This is a genomic window from Micromonospora coriariae (assembly GCF_900091455.1).
GTDB classification, from domain to species: domain Bacteria; phylum Actinomycetota; class Actinomycetes; order Mycobacteriales; family Micromonosporaceae; genus Micromonospora; species Micromonospora coriariae.
Map to the genome: position 1 here is coordinate 2,625,384 of NZ_LT607412.1, position 13,694 is coordinate 2,639,077.

The 13,694-nt window shown below is 70.9% G+C and carries 10 protein-coding genes and 1 tRNA gene; 3 read left to right on the plus strand and 8 right to left on the minus strand.

Annotation, left to right across the window (positions count from 1 at the left end; all coding sequences use genetic code 11):
- Window positions 1-269: 269 nt before the first annotated feature.
- Genes pknB through GA0070607_RS12345 form a run of 7 tightly spaced genes read right to left on the minus strand, consistent with a single transcriptional unit; the run spans window position 270 to window position 9,285 of the window.
- Window positions 270-2,099, minus strand: a complete 1,830-nt coding sequence (pknB, locus tag GA0070607_RS12315; protein ID WP_089018333.1) for a Stk1 family PASTA domain-containing Ser/Thr kinase — start codon at window positions 2,097-2,099, stop codon at window positions 270-272.
- Window positions 2,096-3,511 carry a serine/threonine-protein kinase gene (locus GA0070607_RS12320; protein WP_089018334.1) on the minus strand — a complete coding sequence of 472 codons (1,416 nt, stop codon included), beginning with the start codon at window positions 3,509-3,511 and terminating at the stop codon, window positions 2,096-2,098. The genes pknB and GA0070607_RS12320 overlap by 4 nt, the downstream gene beginning before the upstream one ends.
- 1 nt (window position 3,512) lies before the next feature.
- Window positions 3,513-5,018, minus strand: a complete 1,506-nt coding sequence (locus GA0070607_RS12325; RefSeq protein ID WP_089018335.1) for a peptidoglycan D,D-transpeptidase FtsI family protein — start codon at window positions 5,016-5,018, stop codon at window positions 3,513-3,515.
- Window positions 5,015-6,505, minus strand: coding sequence for an FtsW/RodA/SpoVE family cell cycle protein (locus tag GA0070607_RS12330; protein WP_089018336.1), 1,491 nt, complete (start codon window positions 6,503-6,505; stop codon window positions 5,015-5,017). Before GA0070607_RS12330 ends, GA0070607_RS12325 begins: the two co-directional genes overlap by 4 nt.
- 30 nt (window positions 6,506-6,535) lie before the next feature.
- Window positions 6,536-8,008, minus strand: coding sequence for a PP2C family protein-serine/threonine phosphatase (locus GA0070607_RS12335; protein ID WP_089018337.1), 1,473 nt, complete (start codon window positions 8,006-8,008; stop codon window positions 6,536-6,538).
- The gene (locus tag GA0070607_RS12340) at window positions 8,005-8,490 is read right to left on the minus strand and encodes an FHA domain-containing protein FhaB/FipA (RefSeq protein WP_088959602.1); all 486 of its coding nucleotides are present in this window, start codon (window positions 8,488-8,490) and stop codon (window positions 8,005-8,007) included. The genes GA0070607_RS12335 and GA0070607_RS12340 overlap by 4 nt, the downstream gene beginning before the upstream one ends.
- Before the next feature lie 6 nt (window positions 8,491-8,496).
- Entirely contained in the window at window positions 8,497-9,285 is a 789-nt protein-coding gene (locus GA0070607_RS12345; RefSeq protein ID WP_074315673.1) for an FhaA domain-containing protein, read from the minus strand.
- A gap of 207 nt (window positions 9,286-9,492) precedes the next feature.
- On the opposite strand from GA0070607_RS12345, the gene GA0070607_RS12350 reads away from it, so the two are divergent.
- The 3 genes from GA0070607_RS12350 to GA0070607_RS12360 all read left to right on the plus strand — a co-directional run bounded on the left by GA0070607_RS12350 (window position 9,493) and on the right by GA0070607_RS12360 (window position 11,561).
- A tRNA-Leu gene (locus GA0070607_RS12350) sits at window positions 9,493-9,578 on the plus strand.
- A 64-nt stretch (window positions 9,579-9,642) separates the two neighbouring features.
- A complete protein-coding gene (locus tag GA0070607_RS12355) occupies window positions 9,643-10,758 on the plus strand; it encodes an NAD-dependent epimerase/dehydratase family protein (protein ID WP_172899018.1) in 1,116 nt (371 codons plus the stop codon).
- Window positions 10,755-11,561, plus strand: coding sequence for a WecB/TagA/CpsF family glycosyltransferase (locus tag GA0070607_RS12360; RefSeq protein WP_089018338.1), 807 nt, complete (start codon window positions 10,755-10,757; stop codon window positions 11,559-11,561). The genes GA0070607_RS12355 and GA0070607_RS12360 overlap by 4 nt, the downstream gene beginning before the upstream one ends.
- Window positions 11,562-11,628: 67 nt before the next feature.
- Here GA0070607_RS12360 and GA0070607_RS12365 read toward each other — a convergent pair whose 3' ends face one another.
- Window positions 11,629-13,500, minus strand: coding sequence for a S8 family peptidase (locus tag GA0070607_RS12365; RefSeq protein ID WP_089018339.1), 1,872 nt, complete (start codon window positions 13,498-13,500; stop codon window positions 11,629-11,631).
- Window positions 13,501-13,694 lie beyond the last annotated feature (194 nt).

Below are 13,694 nucleotides of genomic sequence, written 5' to 3' on the forward strand. Positions count from 1 at the left end.
CAGCCGGTCCCCCGGTTGAGTTCGATCGGGTCGCCACAGCGGTGCCGAGGACGATCACGACGTCGGCGGCCGGGGCGTCGGCCTCGTCGTAGACATGGCCCCGCGCGGAGATCGTCGTCCACAGCCACGGAAGGCTGGCGAGGAGCAGCGAGGCCAGCCCCAGGGCGACCGCCCGGGTCAGGCCCCGCCGCCACCGGCACCCGCGACCCGGAGGGTCGCTCACCGAAGCTTCGGTCACGCGGACGGCCCCCGGAGCCGAGTCACCGGGTCTACTGCTCGTTGAGCCGGGTGGGTGGGGGAGGGAACGGCAGACCGGAACCGCCGCCGTTACCGTCGCCCGGCTTGGTCGGCGTGGTGGTCGGCGTGGGCGTCGGCGTCGCTGGCGGACTCGGAGTCTCGTCCTCCGGCTCCGGCTGGGAGACGACGATCGTCACGGTCTTCCCCTGGGCCAGCGGCGCGCCCGGCCTGGGGTCCTGGTCGGTCACCTTGCCGGCCTCCGCCGCGGGCACGAGGTCGCCGAGGTCGACGTTGACCCGGTAGCCCGCCTGCTTCAACTCCTCCTCGGCCGCCTTCTGCGACGAACCACGAACGTCGGGAACGCCATGGATGTTGCCCTTGGAGTAGGTGACCGTCACCTCGGTGTCCTCGGCCACCCGCTCCCCGGGGGCCGGCGACACGTCCAGGACGATGCCCTCGCTCGCCTTGTTGTCGATCGGCTTGGGCTTGACCTTCAGGCCCAGGCCCTCGAGCCGGGCCTTGACCGCGTCGTACAACGAGCCGACGAGGTCGCTCGGGATCGCCACGTCGGGCTTGCCACCGCACACCTGGATGGTCACTGTGCCGTTCTCCCGCAGCCGCGTCCCGGGCTCCGGAATCTGCTTGGCGACCGTGCCCTTTTCGCAGGTGCCGCTCAGTATCTGCTCACCCGCCTGCGGCTGGAGGCCAGCGTTGCGGATCTCGGTGAAGGCGGCCTCCTGGTTCTTACCGGTGAGCGTGGGCACCGACTTCAAGTTCTTGTCCGGTTGCTGGCTCCAGAGCAGGGCGGCGACCAGGGCGATCACCGCCAGGACGCCGACGGCGCTGAAGGTCGCGATCAGCAGGGAGGACGCCTTGCGCTGGCGCGGGTCGCCGACCCGGGCCGGGATCTGGCGGGTCTGCGGACCACCGGCGGCGGACGGATAACCGCCCCCACCACCGGCCGGGGCCATCGCCACGGTCTCCGCCTCGCGCATCACCGGAGTGGCCAGCACGGGACGGCCAGCGGCGGCGCGGAGCAGGTCGGCCCGCATCTCGCCGGCACTCTGGTAGCGGTTGAGCGGGTTCTTGGACAGCGCCTTGAGCACGATCGCGTCGACTGCGGGGTTGACGTCCGGGTTGATGTCGCTCGGCGTGGGCGGCGTCTCCCGCACGTGCTGGTACGCGACGCTGACCGGGCTGTCCCCAACGAACGGCGGGTGCCCGCAGACCAGTTCGAAGAGCACGCAGCCGGCCGCGTACACGTCGGAGCGGGCGTCCACGGCCTCACCGCGCGCCTGCTCCGGGGAGAGGTACTGCGCCGTGCCGATCACCGCGCTGGTCTGCGTCATGGTGGTCGCGCCGCTGGCCAGCGCCCGGGCGATGCCGAAGTCCATCACCTTGACCTGGCCGGTCTGGGTGAGCATGACGTTGCCCGGCTTGATGTCCCGGTGGATGATGCCGTGCCGGTGGCTGAACTCCAGCGCCGCGCACATGTCGGCGCAGATCTCCAACGCCCGGCGGGGCTGTAACCGGCCCTCGGCGCCGAGCACCTCCTTCAGCGTCCGCCCGTTGACGAACTCCATGACGATGAACGGCAGCGTCTCGCCGGTCGGCGCGGTCTCCTCGCCGGTGTCGTAGACCGCCACGATCGCCGGGTGGTTGAGCGAAGCGGCGTTCTGCGCCTCCCGACGGAACCGCATCTGGAACGTCGCGTCCCGCGCGAGGTCGGTGCGGAGCATCTTGATCGCGACGTCCCGACCGAGCCGGAGGTCGCGACCGCGGTGCACCTCGGCCATGCCGCCGTAGCCGAGCAGCTCGCCGACCTGGTACCTGCCACCGAGCAGGCGGGCCTGCGCTGTCATCGCGTCTGTCGTCCTTCGCTCGTCGTCTTCCCGCCGTCGTCCGGCTGGAGCCGTACCTCAAGACGGTACGACGTCCGGGTCGCATCGTCGCGTCCGTGGAGCCGCAGCACGCCGGACGTCACGGTGTGCGGAGCCAGCGCAGCGGGTTCACCGGCTTGCGACTGCTTCCGCAGGTTGTAGGAAATCACGCCGGAGCAGAGCAGGACCAGTACGGCCAGCAGGATGGCGAGGAGCACCATTCCGGGCCGGGACCGGCGAGGATCGGGTGCCGGCAGCGCCGGGCCGGCCTGCCGGAGGTACGCCTGCTGATGCTCCTGCCGCACCGGTGCCGACGGCACCGCGGCGGCGCCGCGCGGGTAACCGGCGGGGCTGACGGGCGGGCGTGCGTGCGGGACGGCCGGCGCGACGGCGGTGGGCCGGGGCTGCTGGGCCGGCGTGACGGCGGTCGGCCGTTGGCCGGCGACCGGCGGTCGGTGCGGGGTGCCCGGCGGGCGAAGCTGCTGCGCGGACGGCACCTGGGCCCGGCCGGGTGCGGCGGGCGAGGCCGGCGCCGCGGAGACCGGCCCGGGGTGGCCACCGGCCCTGGCCTGCTGGGAGAGCGCGGCCTTGAGCTGGCGGGCGACCCCGGCGAGGGCGGCGGCGCTGGGCCACCGGGCTGCCGGGTCCTTGGCCAACGCCCGTTCCACAACGGCCCGGACCTGCGGCGGGATGTCCGCCGGCAACGGTCGGGGGGTCTCCCGGACGTGCCGCATGGCGATGTCCAACGGGTTGTCGCCCTCGAACGGGCGGCGTCCGGCCAGGCACTGGTAGGCGACCACGCCGAGCGCGTACACGTCGGACGCCGGGGTGGCGACGCCACCGGTGGCCTGCTCGGGCGAGATGTACGAGGCGGTGCCGAGCACCGAGCCGGCGGCGGTGAGCTGGCCGACCAGGTCGGAGCGGGCGATACCGAAGTCGGTCAGCACCAGCGTGCCGTTCGGCCGGACCAGCAGGTTGCCCGGCTTCACGTCGCGGTGCACGATGCCCTTCTCGTGGGCGGCGTGCAACGCGTCCGCGGCCTGCGCGACCAGGGCCATCGTCCGGGCCGGGGTGAGCCGGCCGACCCGGCTCAGCGTGGACGACAGGGCATCGCCCTCGACGTACTCCATGACCAGGAAGGCGATCTGCTGGTCGTTGCCGAAGTCGTAGACGTCCACCACGCCGGGGTGGTTGATGGTGGCCATGGTCCGTGCCTCGCCGCGGAACCGCTCGGCGAAGTCCGGGTCGTCGAGCAGCGCGGGAAGCAGGCTCTTGACCGCGACCGTCCGGCCGAGCACCTGGTCGGTGCCGCGCCAGACGTCGCCCATGCCGCCGCTGGCGATCCGCTCGTCGAGGCGGTAGCGGTTGCCGAGCTGGACGCCGGGGCTGAGCATGTCAGCGACCCCCTGGGTCGGCGATGGCGGCCCGCATGATCTGACCGCCGATCCGGGCGGCCTCGCCGCTGCCACCGGAGCCGGCCTGCTCCAGGACGACGCAGACCGCGGAGACCGGGTTGCCGTTCTTGTCCAGCGCGAAGCCGATGAACCAACCGTGGTCGGGCCGGTCCGGAGCGGACTGCGCGGTGCCCGTCTTGCCGCCGACCGTGTAGCCGCTGATCGCCGCGTTCCGGCCGGTGCCCTTCTGGACCACGCTGACCATCATGTCGCGCAGGTCGCCGGCAACCTGCCCGTCGACCGGCTGGCGCAGCTCCCGCGGCTTCGCTGTGTAGTAGCTGGTGGTCCGGTCCGGGGCGAGCAGCTGCCGGACCAGGTACGGCCGCATCTGGCTCCCGCCGTAGGCGACCGCCCCGGCGATCATGGCCCCCTCCAGCGGGGTCATCCGGACGTTGTTCTGGCCGATCGACGACTGGGCCAGCGCGGCCGGGTCGGTGCTGCCGTCCGGGTTCTGCATGTCGCCGGTCCGGCTGGCCGCCGTGGGCAGGCCGTCCTCGCCGAGCTGACCGACGGTGAGGTCGTCCTGCTCGAAGCCGAACTGCTGGGCCTTCTCCTTGATGGTGTCGGCGCCGAGCCGCACGCCGAGCTGGGCGAAACCGGTGTTGCACGAGTAGGTCACCGCGTCCAGCAGGGTGACCTGGTCCTTCGGGCAGATCGACGGAGCGGCGTTACGGATCGGGCTGCCCGAGGTGGGCGGGGTGTAGCTCGGCCCGGCCGGGATCGAGGTGGATTTACTGATCCCGTTCTCCAGCGCCGCCGCGGCGACCACGATCTTGAAGGTGGATCCCGGCGGCAGCGTCTCGGAGAGCGCCCGGTTATTCAGCGGTTTATCCGGGTCCTGATCCAGCTTGTTGAACGCCGCCGCCGCCTCGGAGCCGTTGTGGCTGGCCAGCGGGCGCGGGTCGAAGCTGGGCATGGAAACCAGCGCCTGCACCGCGCCGGTGCGCGGGTCGATCGCGATCGCCGCGCCCTTCTTCACCCCTACCTGGTTGTTGCGCAGCTGGTCGTACGCCACGTCCTGGGCCCGCTTGGAGAGGGTGAGCAGCACGTTGCCGCCACCGGTGTCGTCGCCGGTGAACATGTCCTTCAACCGGTCGCCGATCAACTGGTCGCTGGTGCCGGCCAGGAAGTCGTTCTCTACCCTCTCGATGCCCTGGTCCGCCAGGTTGACCGGCTTGTAGCCGAGCACGTGGGCATACTTGGCGCCACCTGGATAGGTGCGCAGGAACTTCAGCTTGCCGGTGGTCTCCTTGCTGGTGGCCACCGCAGTGCCGCCGACCTCGATGTTGCCGCGCTTGCGCTTGTAGTCGGCGACCTGGACCCGGCCGTTGTAGTCGCTGGTGCGGTACTCGTCGGCCTTCTGGAACTGAATCCAGTTGAGGTTCGCGAAGAGCAGGCCGAACAGGACCATCACGACGACGCCGACGCGGCGCAGTGGTGCGTTCACGGCTTGATCACCTCCGTGGGAGCACCGTGCAGCTGCTCCGGCCGGCCGCCGGCGGGTCGGGCCGCCTTGGCGGCGCTCCCGCTCACCGGCCGACGGGCTCCGTCAGAGACCCGCAGCAGCACCGCGATGAGCAGCCAGTTCGCCATCAGCGACGAACCACCTGCGGACAGGAACGGGGTGGTCTGACCGGTCAGCGGGATGAGCTTGCTGATCCCGCCGACGATCACGAAGACCTGGAGGCCGAGCGTGAACGCGAGACCACCGGCGAGCAGCTTGCCGAACGAGTCCCGCACCGCGAGCGCGGCCCGCAGCCCCCGCTCCACGATCAGCAGGTAGACGACGAGCAGCGCGGAGAGCCCGAAGAGACCGATCTCCTCGCCGATGCCGGCGAAGATGAAGTCGTTCTGCACCTCCGGCAGGATGTCCGGCTGACCGCCGCCCGGCCCGGCGCCGAAGAGCCCGCCCGTACCCAGGGCGAGCAGCCCCTGGACCAACTGGTAGCCCTTGTCGGTCGGGTCGGCGAACGGATCCAACCAGATCTCGGCACGTAGGTAGAAGTTGGCGAACGGCCCGCCGACCGTCGAGCCGAGGACGTAGGCGAGGTACGCGCCGCCGAAGAAGAGGACCAGGCCGATCAGCAGCCAGCTGACCCGTTCGGTGGCGATGTAGAGCGTCACCACGAACATGCCGAAGTAGAGCAGCGAGGTGCCCAGGTCCTTCTCGAACACCAGCACCAGGACGCTGATCAGCCAGACGCCGACCACCGGGCCGAGATCGCGGCCACGCGGGAAGTCGATGCCGAGGAAGCGCCGGCTGGCCAGCGACAACACCTCACGCTTGCGCACCAGGTAGTAGGCGAAGAAGACCAGCAGCGCCAGCTTGGCGAACTCACCCGGTTGGATGGAGAAGCTGCCCACCCGGATCCACAGCTTCGCGCCGTTGATCTCGGAGATGCTCGACGGCAGCACCGCCGGGAGCATCACCAGCACGATGCCGGCCAACCCCAGGGTGTACGCGTACCGCGAGATCGACCGGTGGTCGCGCATGATGGCGAGCAGGCTCGCGGCGAGGACCACCGCACCGAGCGTCCAGGCCAGCTGGCGCCCGCCCTGCCCCGCGAAGACGGCCAGGCTCTCCCGCTCGGCCACCGGGGCGTCGCCCAGGTCGATCCGGCGCAGGAAGCCCACCCCGAGCCCGTTGAGCAGGGCCACCGCCGGCAGCAGCGCCGGGTCGGCGAAGGGTGCCAGGAACCGGATGACCAGGTGCAGGCCGAGGAAGACCGCGCCGAGCGCCGCGGCGGGCATCCAGAAGTCCGGAGTGACGGTGTCCAGCAGGTTCGCCTCGACGGTCGCCCCGTACGCGGCCACCAGCACCATCGCGAGCAGCAGCAGGGACAGCTCGGCGTTGCGGCGCGACCGCGCCAGGCGTACGCCGGATTGCTCGCCCGCATTGGCGGGCGAGGGAGCCGGTGTGGCCGCTACGGTCACGGGTGGAGTCCTCGAGATCTCAGCTGACGCTCACTCAGGAGACCGGCAACCGGCCGGGTCGAGCCCTGGCGTGGTCGAGTCGGAGGGCGTGGCGTCGGGTGTGGTGGTCGGACCGGTCACGCCGACAGCGGCGGTCGCACCGGTGGTCGGAGTGGCGCTGACGACCCCGTTGGGGGTCACCGACGCTTTGGCGCTGGGGCTGCCGTTCGGTGCCGGCGTCGTTCCGGCCGGCGTGGGGGTGGGCGTCGGCGTCGCGCCCACCGCGGCGGTCGGGTCGGCCGGGCAGAGCGGCTTCAGGTTGGGGTTGCTCGGGGTGTCGCTCGTCAGCTCGGCGAGTTGACGCTCGGCGTCCGGCTCGCTCTTGGCCCGGATGCCCACCTTGACGGTGTCCTGCGCCGCCACGGTGAGGTCGTCCAGCCGGGTGCCGCTGGTGCGGTGCACGGTGGAGAGGTCCATCCCGGCGATCTGACCCTGGATGCCACGGAAGACGGCGACCTGGCCCTCCTCGGTGGCGCCCACGTAGTACTGCCGCTGCGTGTAGGTCCAGCCCGCGAAGAGCCCGCCGCCGAGGATCACCAGCAGGGCCAGCGCCATGGCTGTGGCCCGCACCGGGCGGCGCTTCGGCTCCTGCTCGTCGTCCGCCGCCGGCGGCTCCTCGGGCGCGGCCGGACGGGGCGCGGAGAGCGCCGAGGCCCGGGCGGCCGGGGTGGAGTCGTCGGCGGAGGTGGCCATGCCCCGGTCCCGGGCGGCGGCGCCGCCAACGATCGGGGTCGCCTCGACGATGTCCTGGTCCGTGGCGTCCGCGATGATCACCGTGATGTTGTCCGGCCCACCGCCGCGCAGCGCGAGCTGCACCAGCCGCTCGACGCACTGCTGCGGGTCGGCGTACTCCCGCAGCGTCTCGCCGATGGTCTCGGCGCTGACCACGCCCGAGAGGCCGTCGCTGCAGATCAGGTACCGGTCGCCGGGCAGCACCTGGCGCACCGAGTACTCCGGGTCGATGTCCCGGCCGTCCAGGGCCCGGGTGAGCAACGACCGCTGCGGGTGGCTGCTCGCCTCCTCGGCGCTGATCCGACCCTCGTCGACGAGCATCTGGACGTAGGTGTCGTCCTTGGTGACCTGCGCGAACTCACCGTTGCGCAGCAGATAGGCCCGCGAGTCGCCGATGTGGACCATCCCCAGCTTGCTGCCGGAGAAGAGGGTCGCCGTCAGCGTGGTGCCCATCCCCTCCAACTGCGGGTTGGCGTCCACCGTGTCGCGGAGTTGTTGGTTGGCGGTGCCCACGGCCGAACGCAACGCGTCGACGAGAGCGTCCCCCGGGACGTCCTCGTCGAGCGGCGCCATGGCACCGATGACGATGTTGCTGGCGACGTCACCGGCGGCCATGCCGCCCATGCCGTCGGCAACGGCGAGTAGCCGCGGCCCGGCGTAGACGGAGTCTTGATTGCCGTCTCGGATCAGACCGCGGTCGCTGTGGGCCGCATAGCGCAGGGTCAGAGTCATGGCCGTAATTCGAGGGAAGTGCGGCCGATCCGGATCGGCACGCCGAGGGGGACGGGGGTTGGTCCGGTGACCTTAGCGCGATCTAGGTACGTGCCGTTAGTCGAGCCGAGGTCCTCGACGAACCACTGCCCTTCGCGCGGCACGAGCCGGGCGTGCCGCGCGGAGGCGTAGTCGTCGGTGATGACCAGGGTGGAGTCCTCGGCCCGACCGATGGTGATCTGCGCTTCACCGAGAGTGATCCGAGTGCCGGCCAGCTGACCGGCGGTCACCACCAGCTGGTGTGCCGCTCTGCCGCGCTTCACCTTCGCCGGCTTGGCCGCCTGCCCCGTCGAGGCGCCCACCGCACGTGGCGCCGCCACCAGACGACCGGACCGGGCTCCCGCGAAGAGGTCCCGGCGGATCACGCCGACCACCGTGAACACGAAGATCCACAGCAGGATCAGGAACCCGAACCGGGCGACGGTGATGACCAGTTCCGGCAAGGCGGGTCAGCCGTCCACGCGGAAGGTCAGCGTCGTGGTGCCGAGCTGGACCATGTCACCCGGATTGAGGGCGACGGCGGAGACCCGCTGGCCGTTGACCATGGTGCCGTTGGTCGACCCCAGATCGGTCAGCACGACCTGGCCGCCGTCGAAGTCCAGCCGGGCGTGTCGCCGGGAGATGCCGACGTCGGGCAGGCGCAGGTTGGCCTGATCGCCGCGACCGATCACCGTCGACCCCATCTGGAGGGGATAGGTGCGCCCGTCACCCGAGACCAGCCGCACGTTGCGGCCGCCGCCCTGCCCGGGCGGTGGACCGTAACCGCCACCCTGGTCGTACGCGGGATAGGCGGGCGGGCCGGCGTCGTAGCCGGGCGCCGAGACCGGGGCGACCTCGCCGCCGGTGTAGACCTCGGCGGTGACCCGGAACATCCCCGTGTCCAGGCCCTCCCCCCGTTCGATCTCGACGATCACGTCGCCGTAGACCGTCCAGGCCTGCTCGCCGATGAACTCCGCCTGCGACTGGGCCAGCTCCTGGGCCAGCGCGGCGGCGTACGGCGCCAGACGACTGTGGTCGAACGGCGAGAGATCGATCACGTAGCGGTTGGGCACCAATGTGCGCCCACCGGCCAGGATCGCCTTGTGCGCCTCGGCCTCCCGCTGCATGGCGTTGAGGATCTCCACGGGGTGGACCACCCCTTTGAAGACCTTGGCGAAGGCCCCTTCGACCAGGCCTTCCAGACGCTTCTCGAAGCGTTGCAGCACGCTCACCGGCTCCTCCTCGGGTCCCGAGGACATGATGGTATCCGGCCGGCGCGCGCGCAGCTCACACGCCGCTCGGCCGCCTGCTCCCGGCCCGTTCGGATGGGCCGGGTCTCCCGTGCTAATCTTTCGTCCGCCACGAACGGTAACCGCTCGTGGCGAGCGCCGGGGACAGCGTAGTATCTCCGGGGCCTGCTGGAGACAGTGGGCTCGGGGCGGCTACAGTGTTCCGGGTCGTGCCACGGGGATGTGGCGGAATGGCAGACGCGCACGGTTCAGGTCCGTGTGCCCGAAAGGGCGTGGGGGTTCAACTCCCCCCATCCCCACCACCGACGAGGGCTCCGCAGAATGCGGGGCCCTTCCGTCATATCGGGGCGCGCCCGGCGTCACGCTATGCTCCGATGGTTTCTGCCTCCGATGGACCAGGAGTGGCGTGTGAGTGTCGCGTTGGTGACCGGGTCGGGTGGTCTGATCGGCTCCGAGGCGGTCCGGCACTTCGCCGGCCTCGGTCTGGACGTCGTCGGCATCGACAACGACATGCGCCGGTACTTCTTCGGCGAGGACGGCTCCACCTCGTGGAGCCTGGAGCGGCTCAGCCGTGACCTGGGCACCGCGTACACCCACTTCGCGGTGGACATCCGGGACCGGGACGGCCTGGAGCAGGTGTTCAAGAAGTACGGCTCCGACATCGCCGTGGTGATCCACAGCGCGGCGCAGCCGAGTCACGACTGGGCCGCCAAGGAGCCGTACACGGACTTCGACGTGAACGCCGGCGGCACGCTCAACATCTTGGAGAACACCCGGCGACACGCGATCGAGGCGCCGTTCATCCACTGCTCCACCAACAAGGTCTACGGTGACCGGCCCAACAGCCTGCCGCTGATCGAGCTGGAGACCCGGTACGAGCTGCCCGAGGACCACCGCTGGTACCAGGGCATCACCGAGGACATGTCGATCGACAACTCGCTGCACTCGGTCTTCGGCGCTTCCAAGGTCGCCGCGGACGTGATGGTGCAGGAGTACGGGCGCTACTTCGACATGAAGACGGCCTGTTTCCGGGGCGGCACGCTGACCGGCCCGGCGCACTCGGCGGCCGAGCTGCACGGGTTCCTGGCCTACCTGATGCGCTGCGTGATGGAGGGCCGGACGTACAACCTGTTCGGCTACAAGGGCAAGATGGTCCGCGACGCGATCCACTCGCGTGACGTGCTGACCGCGTTCGAGGCGTTCTTCCGGGCACCGCGTTCGGCGGAGGTCTACAACCTCGGCGGAGGCCGGCACTCCAACACGTCGCACATCGAGGCGTTCCGGATCGCCGAGGAGATCACCGGCCGCGAGGCGCAGATCAACTACGTCGAGCAGAACCGCACCGGCGACCACCAGTGGTACGTGAGCAGCATGGCTCGATTTGAGCAGCAGTACCCGGAGTGGGAGATTACGTATGACGTCCCGATGATCCTGCGGGAGATCTACGAGGCAAACGTGGACAAGTGGGTGCCCCAGGCATGACCGCCCAGACCAAGCGCAACGTGCTCGGCGTCCTGGTCGACGCGACCGACTACGCCACGGCGACCGACGCCGTGGTGACCGCGGCGCACGAGCGACGCCCGCTCGCGCTGACCGCGCTGGCCGTGCACGGTGTGATGACCGGGGTGCTGGACCCGGCGCACAACGCCCGACTCAACTCCTTCGACGTGGTCACCCCCGACGGTCAGCCGGTGCGCTGGGCGCTCAACCTGCTGCACCATGCCGGGCTCACCGACCGGGTCTACGGGCCGACGCTGACGCTGCACGTGCTGTCGCGCTTCGCCGACGAGGGGCTGCCGGTCTACCTGTACGGCTCCACCGAGGAGACGCTGGCCAAGCTGCTCCCGGCGCTGGAGCGGATGTTCCCGGCGCTGAAGATCGCCGGGGTGGAGCCGTCCAAGTTCCGCGCGGTCCAGCCGGGCGAGGACTTTGAGATCGCCGACCGGATCCGGTCCAGCGGTGCCCGGCTGGTCCTGGTCGGGCTTGGCTGCCCGCGCCAGGAGGTCTTCGCGTACGCCATGCGGCCGTTGCTCGACATGCCGCTGATGGCGGTCGGGGCGGCCTTCGACTACCACGCCGGGCTGCTGCGCCAGCCCCCGTCGTGGATGCAGCGCGCCGGACTGGAGTGGTTCTGGCGGCTCGGTCTGGAGCCGAAGCGGCTCTGGCGCCGCTACGTGATCCTCAACCCGGCCTACCTGGCCCGGCTCGCCGGGCAGAAGACCGGCCTGTGGAAGGCCCGCCCGCCGGCGCCGGCCACCGAGCGGCCGGCCACCTTCGCGGTCTGAACCCTGATTGGTACGGCACGAGGCCCCACCCGGCGTTCCGGGTGGGGCCTCGGCCGTGGGAACCAGGTCAGAGGGTCAGGGTCCAGGTGTTGATGTAGCCGGTGTCGCCGGAGTAGACGTCCCGCACCTGCAGTCGCCAGGTGCCGTTCGCCGCCTCACTGGAGACGTTGGCGGTGTAGGTCGTGTTCACGTTGTCGGCGCCGTCGAAGTAGCTGCTGTTCTTCAGCCGGTACGCCGAGCCGTCCGGGGCCACCAGGTCGATCACCAGGTCACCACGGTAGGTGTGCACGATGTTCACCGCGACGGTCGAGGACGCCGAGGCGTTGCGGCCGCAGCCGGCGATCGTGATCGAGCTGGACACCGTGGCGCCGGTGTCCGGGATCGCGACGTCGGCGCCGTTGGTGCCGGAGCAGCCACCGCCACCCGAGCCGGTCACGGTCAACGTGTACGTGGCCGTGCGGGTGCCCGCCGCGCCGCTGCCGGTGATGGTCACCGGGTAGCTGCCGGCGGGGGTGCTCGCCGAGGTGGCGATGGTGAGGGTGGACGAGCCACCCGAGGTCACCGTCGACGGGCTGAACGACGCGGTCGCCCCGGCCGGGAGGCCGCTGGCGGAGAGGCTGACCGCCTGGGCGGAGCCGGCGGTGGTGGCCGTGCCGACGGTGGCCGTCACCGAACCGCCCGGCGCGGCGGAGCCGGAGGTCGGCGACACCGAGACCGAGAAGTCGTTGGCCGGCGGGGTGCCGCTCACGACGTAGAGCAGCCGGTTCGGGGTGCCGGTGCCGACGTTGGTCACCACGTTCGGGGTGGAGTTGTTGACCAGGTTGTCCCGGACCTGCTGCGGGCTCCACGACGGGTTCGCCGAGAGCACGAGCGCCGCGGCCCCGGCGACGTGCGGCGACGCCATGGAGGTGCCGCTGATGGTGTTCGTCGCGCTGCTTCCGGTGTACCAGGCCGAGGTGATGTTGACGCCCGGGGCCAGGATGTCGACGCAGGTGCCGAAGTTGGAGAAACTCGCCGCGGCGTCGTTGTTCTGCGTCGCACCCACGGTGATCGCGGAGGCGACCCGGGCCGGGGAGTAGTTGCAGGCGTTCTGCCGGACGCCGAGGGCGTTGCCGTTGCCCGCCGCCACCGCGTACGTGACGCCGGAGTTGATCGAGTTGGTGACGGCCGTGTCGATCGAACTGTTGGCGCCACCACCGAGGCTCATGTTCGCCACCGCCGGCCTGACCGCGTTCGCTGTCACCCAGTCGATGCCGGCCACCACCTGGGCGTTGGTGCCGCTGCCCTGGCAGTTGAGCACTCGGACGCCGACGATCTGGACGCCCTTGGCCACCCCGTACGACGAACCACCAACCGTGCCCGCCACGTGCGTGCCGTGGCCGTTGCAGTCGTCGGCGGAGCCGCCGTCCACCGCGTCGAAGCCGGAGACGGCCCGCCCGCCGAAGTCGTTGTGCCCGTACAGCACGCCGGTGTCGATGATGTAGGCGCGGACGTTCGACGCCGTGGTCGGGTAGGTGTACGAGCTGTTCAGGGGTAGGTTCCGCTGGTCGATCCGGTCCAGGCCCCAGGACGGCGGGTTGGTCTGGGTGCCGGCGATCGAGACGGTGTGGTTCTGCTCGACGTACGCCACCGCCGGGTCCGCGGCGATCCGTGCGGCGGCCTTCGCGCCGACCCGGATCTCGAAGCCGCGCAGCGCCGCGCCGTAGGTGCGGGCCACCGTGCCGCCGTGCCGGCCGACCAGCCGGTCCGCGTTGTCGCCGACCGTGCCCCGGCTGACGGCGGTGTCCTTGAAGACGACGATGTAGCTGTCCGCGACCGCGGTGTCTCCACCCGCCGCCCGGATGGCTCCGGCCGGTTCTGCGGCCAGGGCGGGTGTGGCAGCGGCCAACAGGGTCAGTGTGGCCACCCCGACGAGTACGGACCTGTGGGCAAGACGCATCTCTTACCTCCCTCCGACCGGCAGCCGCCCGACGCGGGTCCCGCTCAGATCCATGACGGCCGATCTTTCCGAGAGTAGGTCAACGCAGTGACGAAGATAAACATGTCGCATCGTTCATAACGCGGAAAGGATGCCCCCTACGGGACGGCGTCCGGGACGAACGAGGGCTGCGCCCGGAGTCGCGGACGGCCGCG

Coding starts and splice junctions, on each gene's coding strand:
- GA0070607_RS12355 (WP_172899018.1), top strand. CDS start 9,643: ATGCTCCGATGGTTTCTGCCTCCGATGGACCAGGAGTGGCGTGTGAGT.
- pknB (WP_089018333.1), bottom strand. CDS start 2,099: ATGACAGCGCAGGCCCGCCTGCTCGGTGGCAGGTACCAGGTCGGCGAG.
- GA0070607_RS12360 (WP_089018338.1), top strand. CDS start 10,755: ATGACCGCCCAGACCAAGCGCAACGTGCTCGGCGTCCTGGTCGACGCG.
- GA0070607_RS12345 (WP_074315673.1), bottom strand. CDS start 9,285: ATGTCCTCGGGACCCGAGGAGGAGCCGGTGAGCGTGCTGCAACGCTTC.
- GA0070607_RS12365 (WP_089018339.1), bottom strand. CDS start 13,500: ATGCGTCTTGCCCACAGGTCCGTACTCGTCGGGGTGGCCACACTGACC.
- GA0070607_RS12320 (WP_089018334.1), bottom strand. CDS start 3,511: ATGCTCAGCCCCGGCGTCCAGCTCGGCAACCGCTACCGCCTCGACGAG.
- GA0070607_RS12335 (WP_089018337.1), bottom strand. CDS start 8,008: ATGACTCTGACCCTGCGCTATGCGGCCCACAGCGACCGCGGTCTGATC.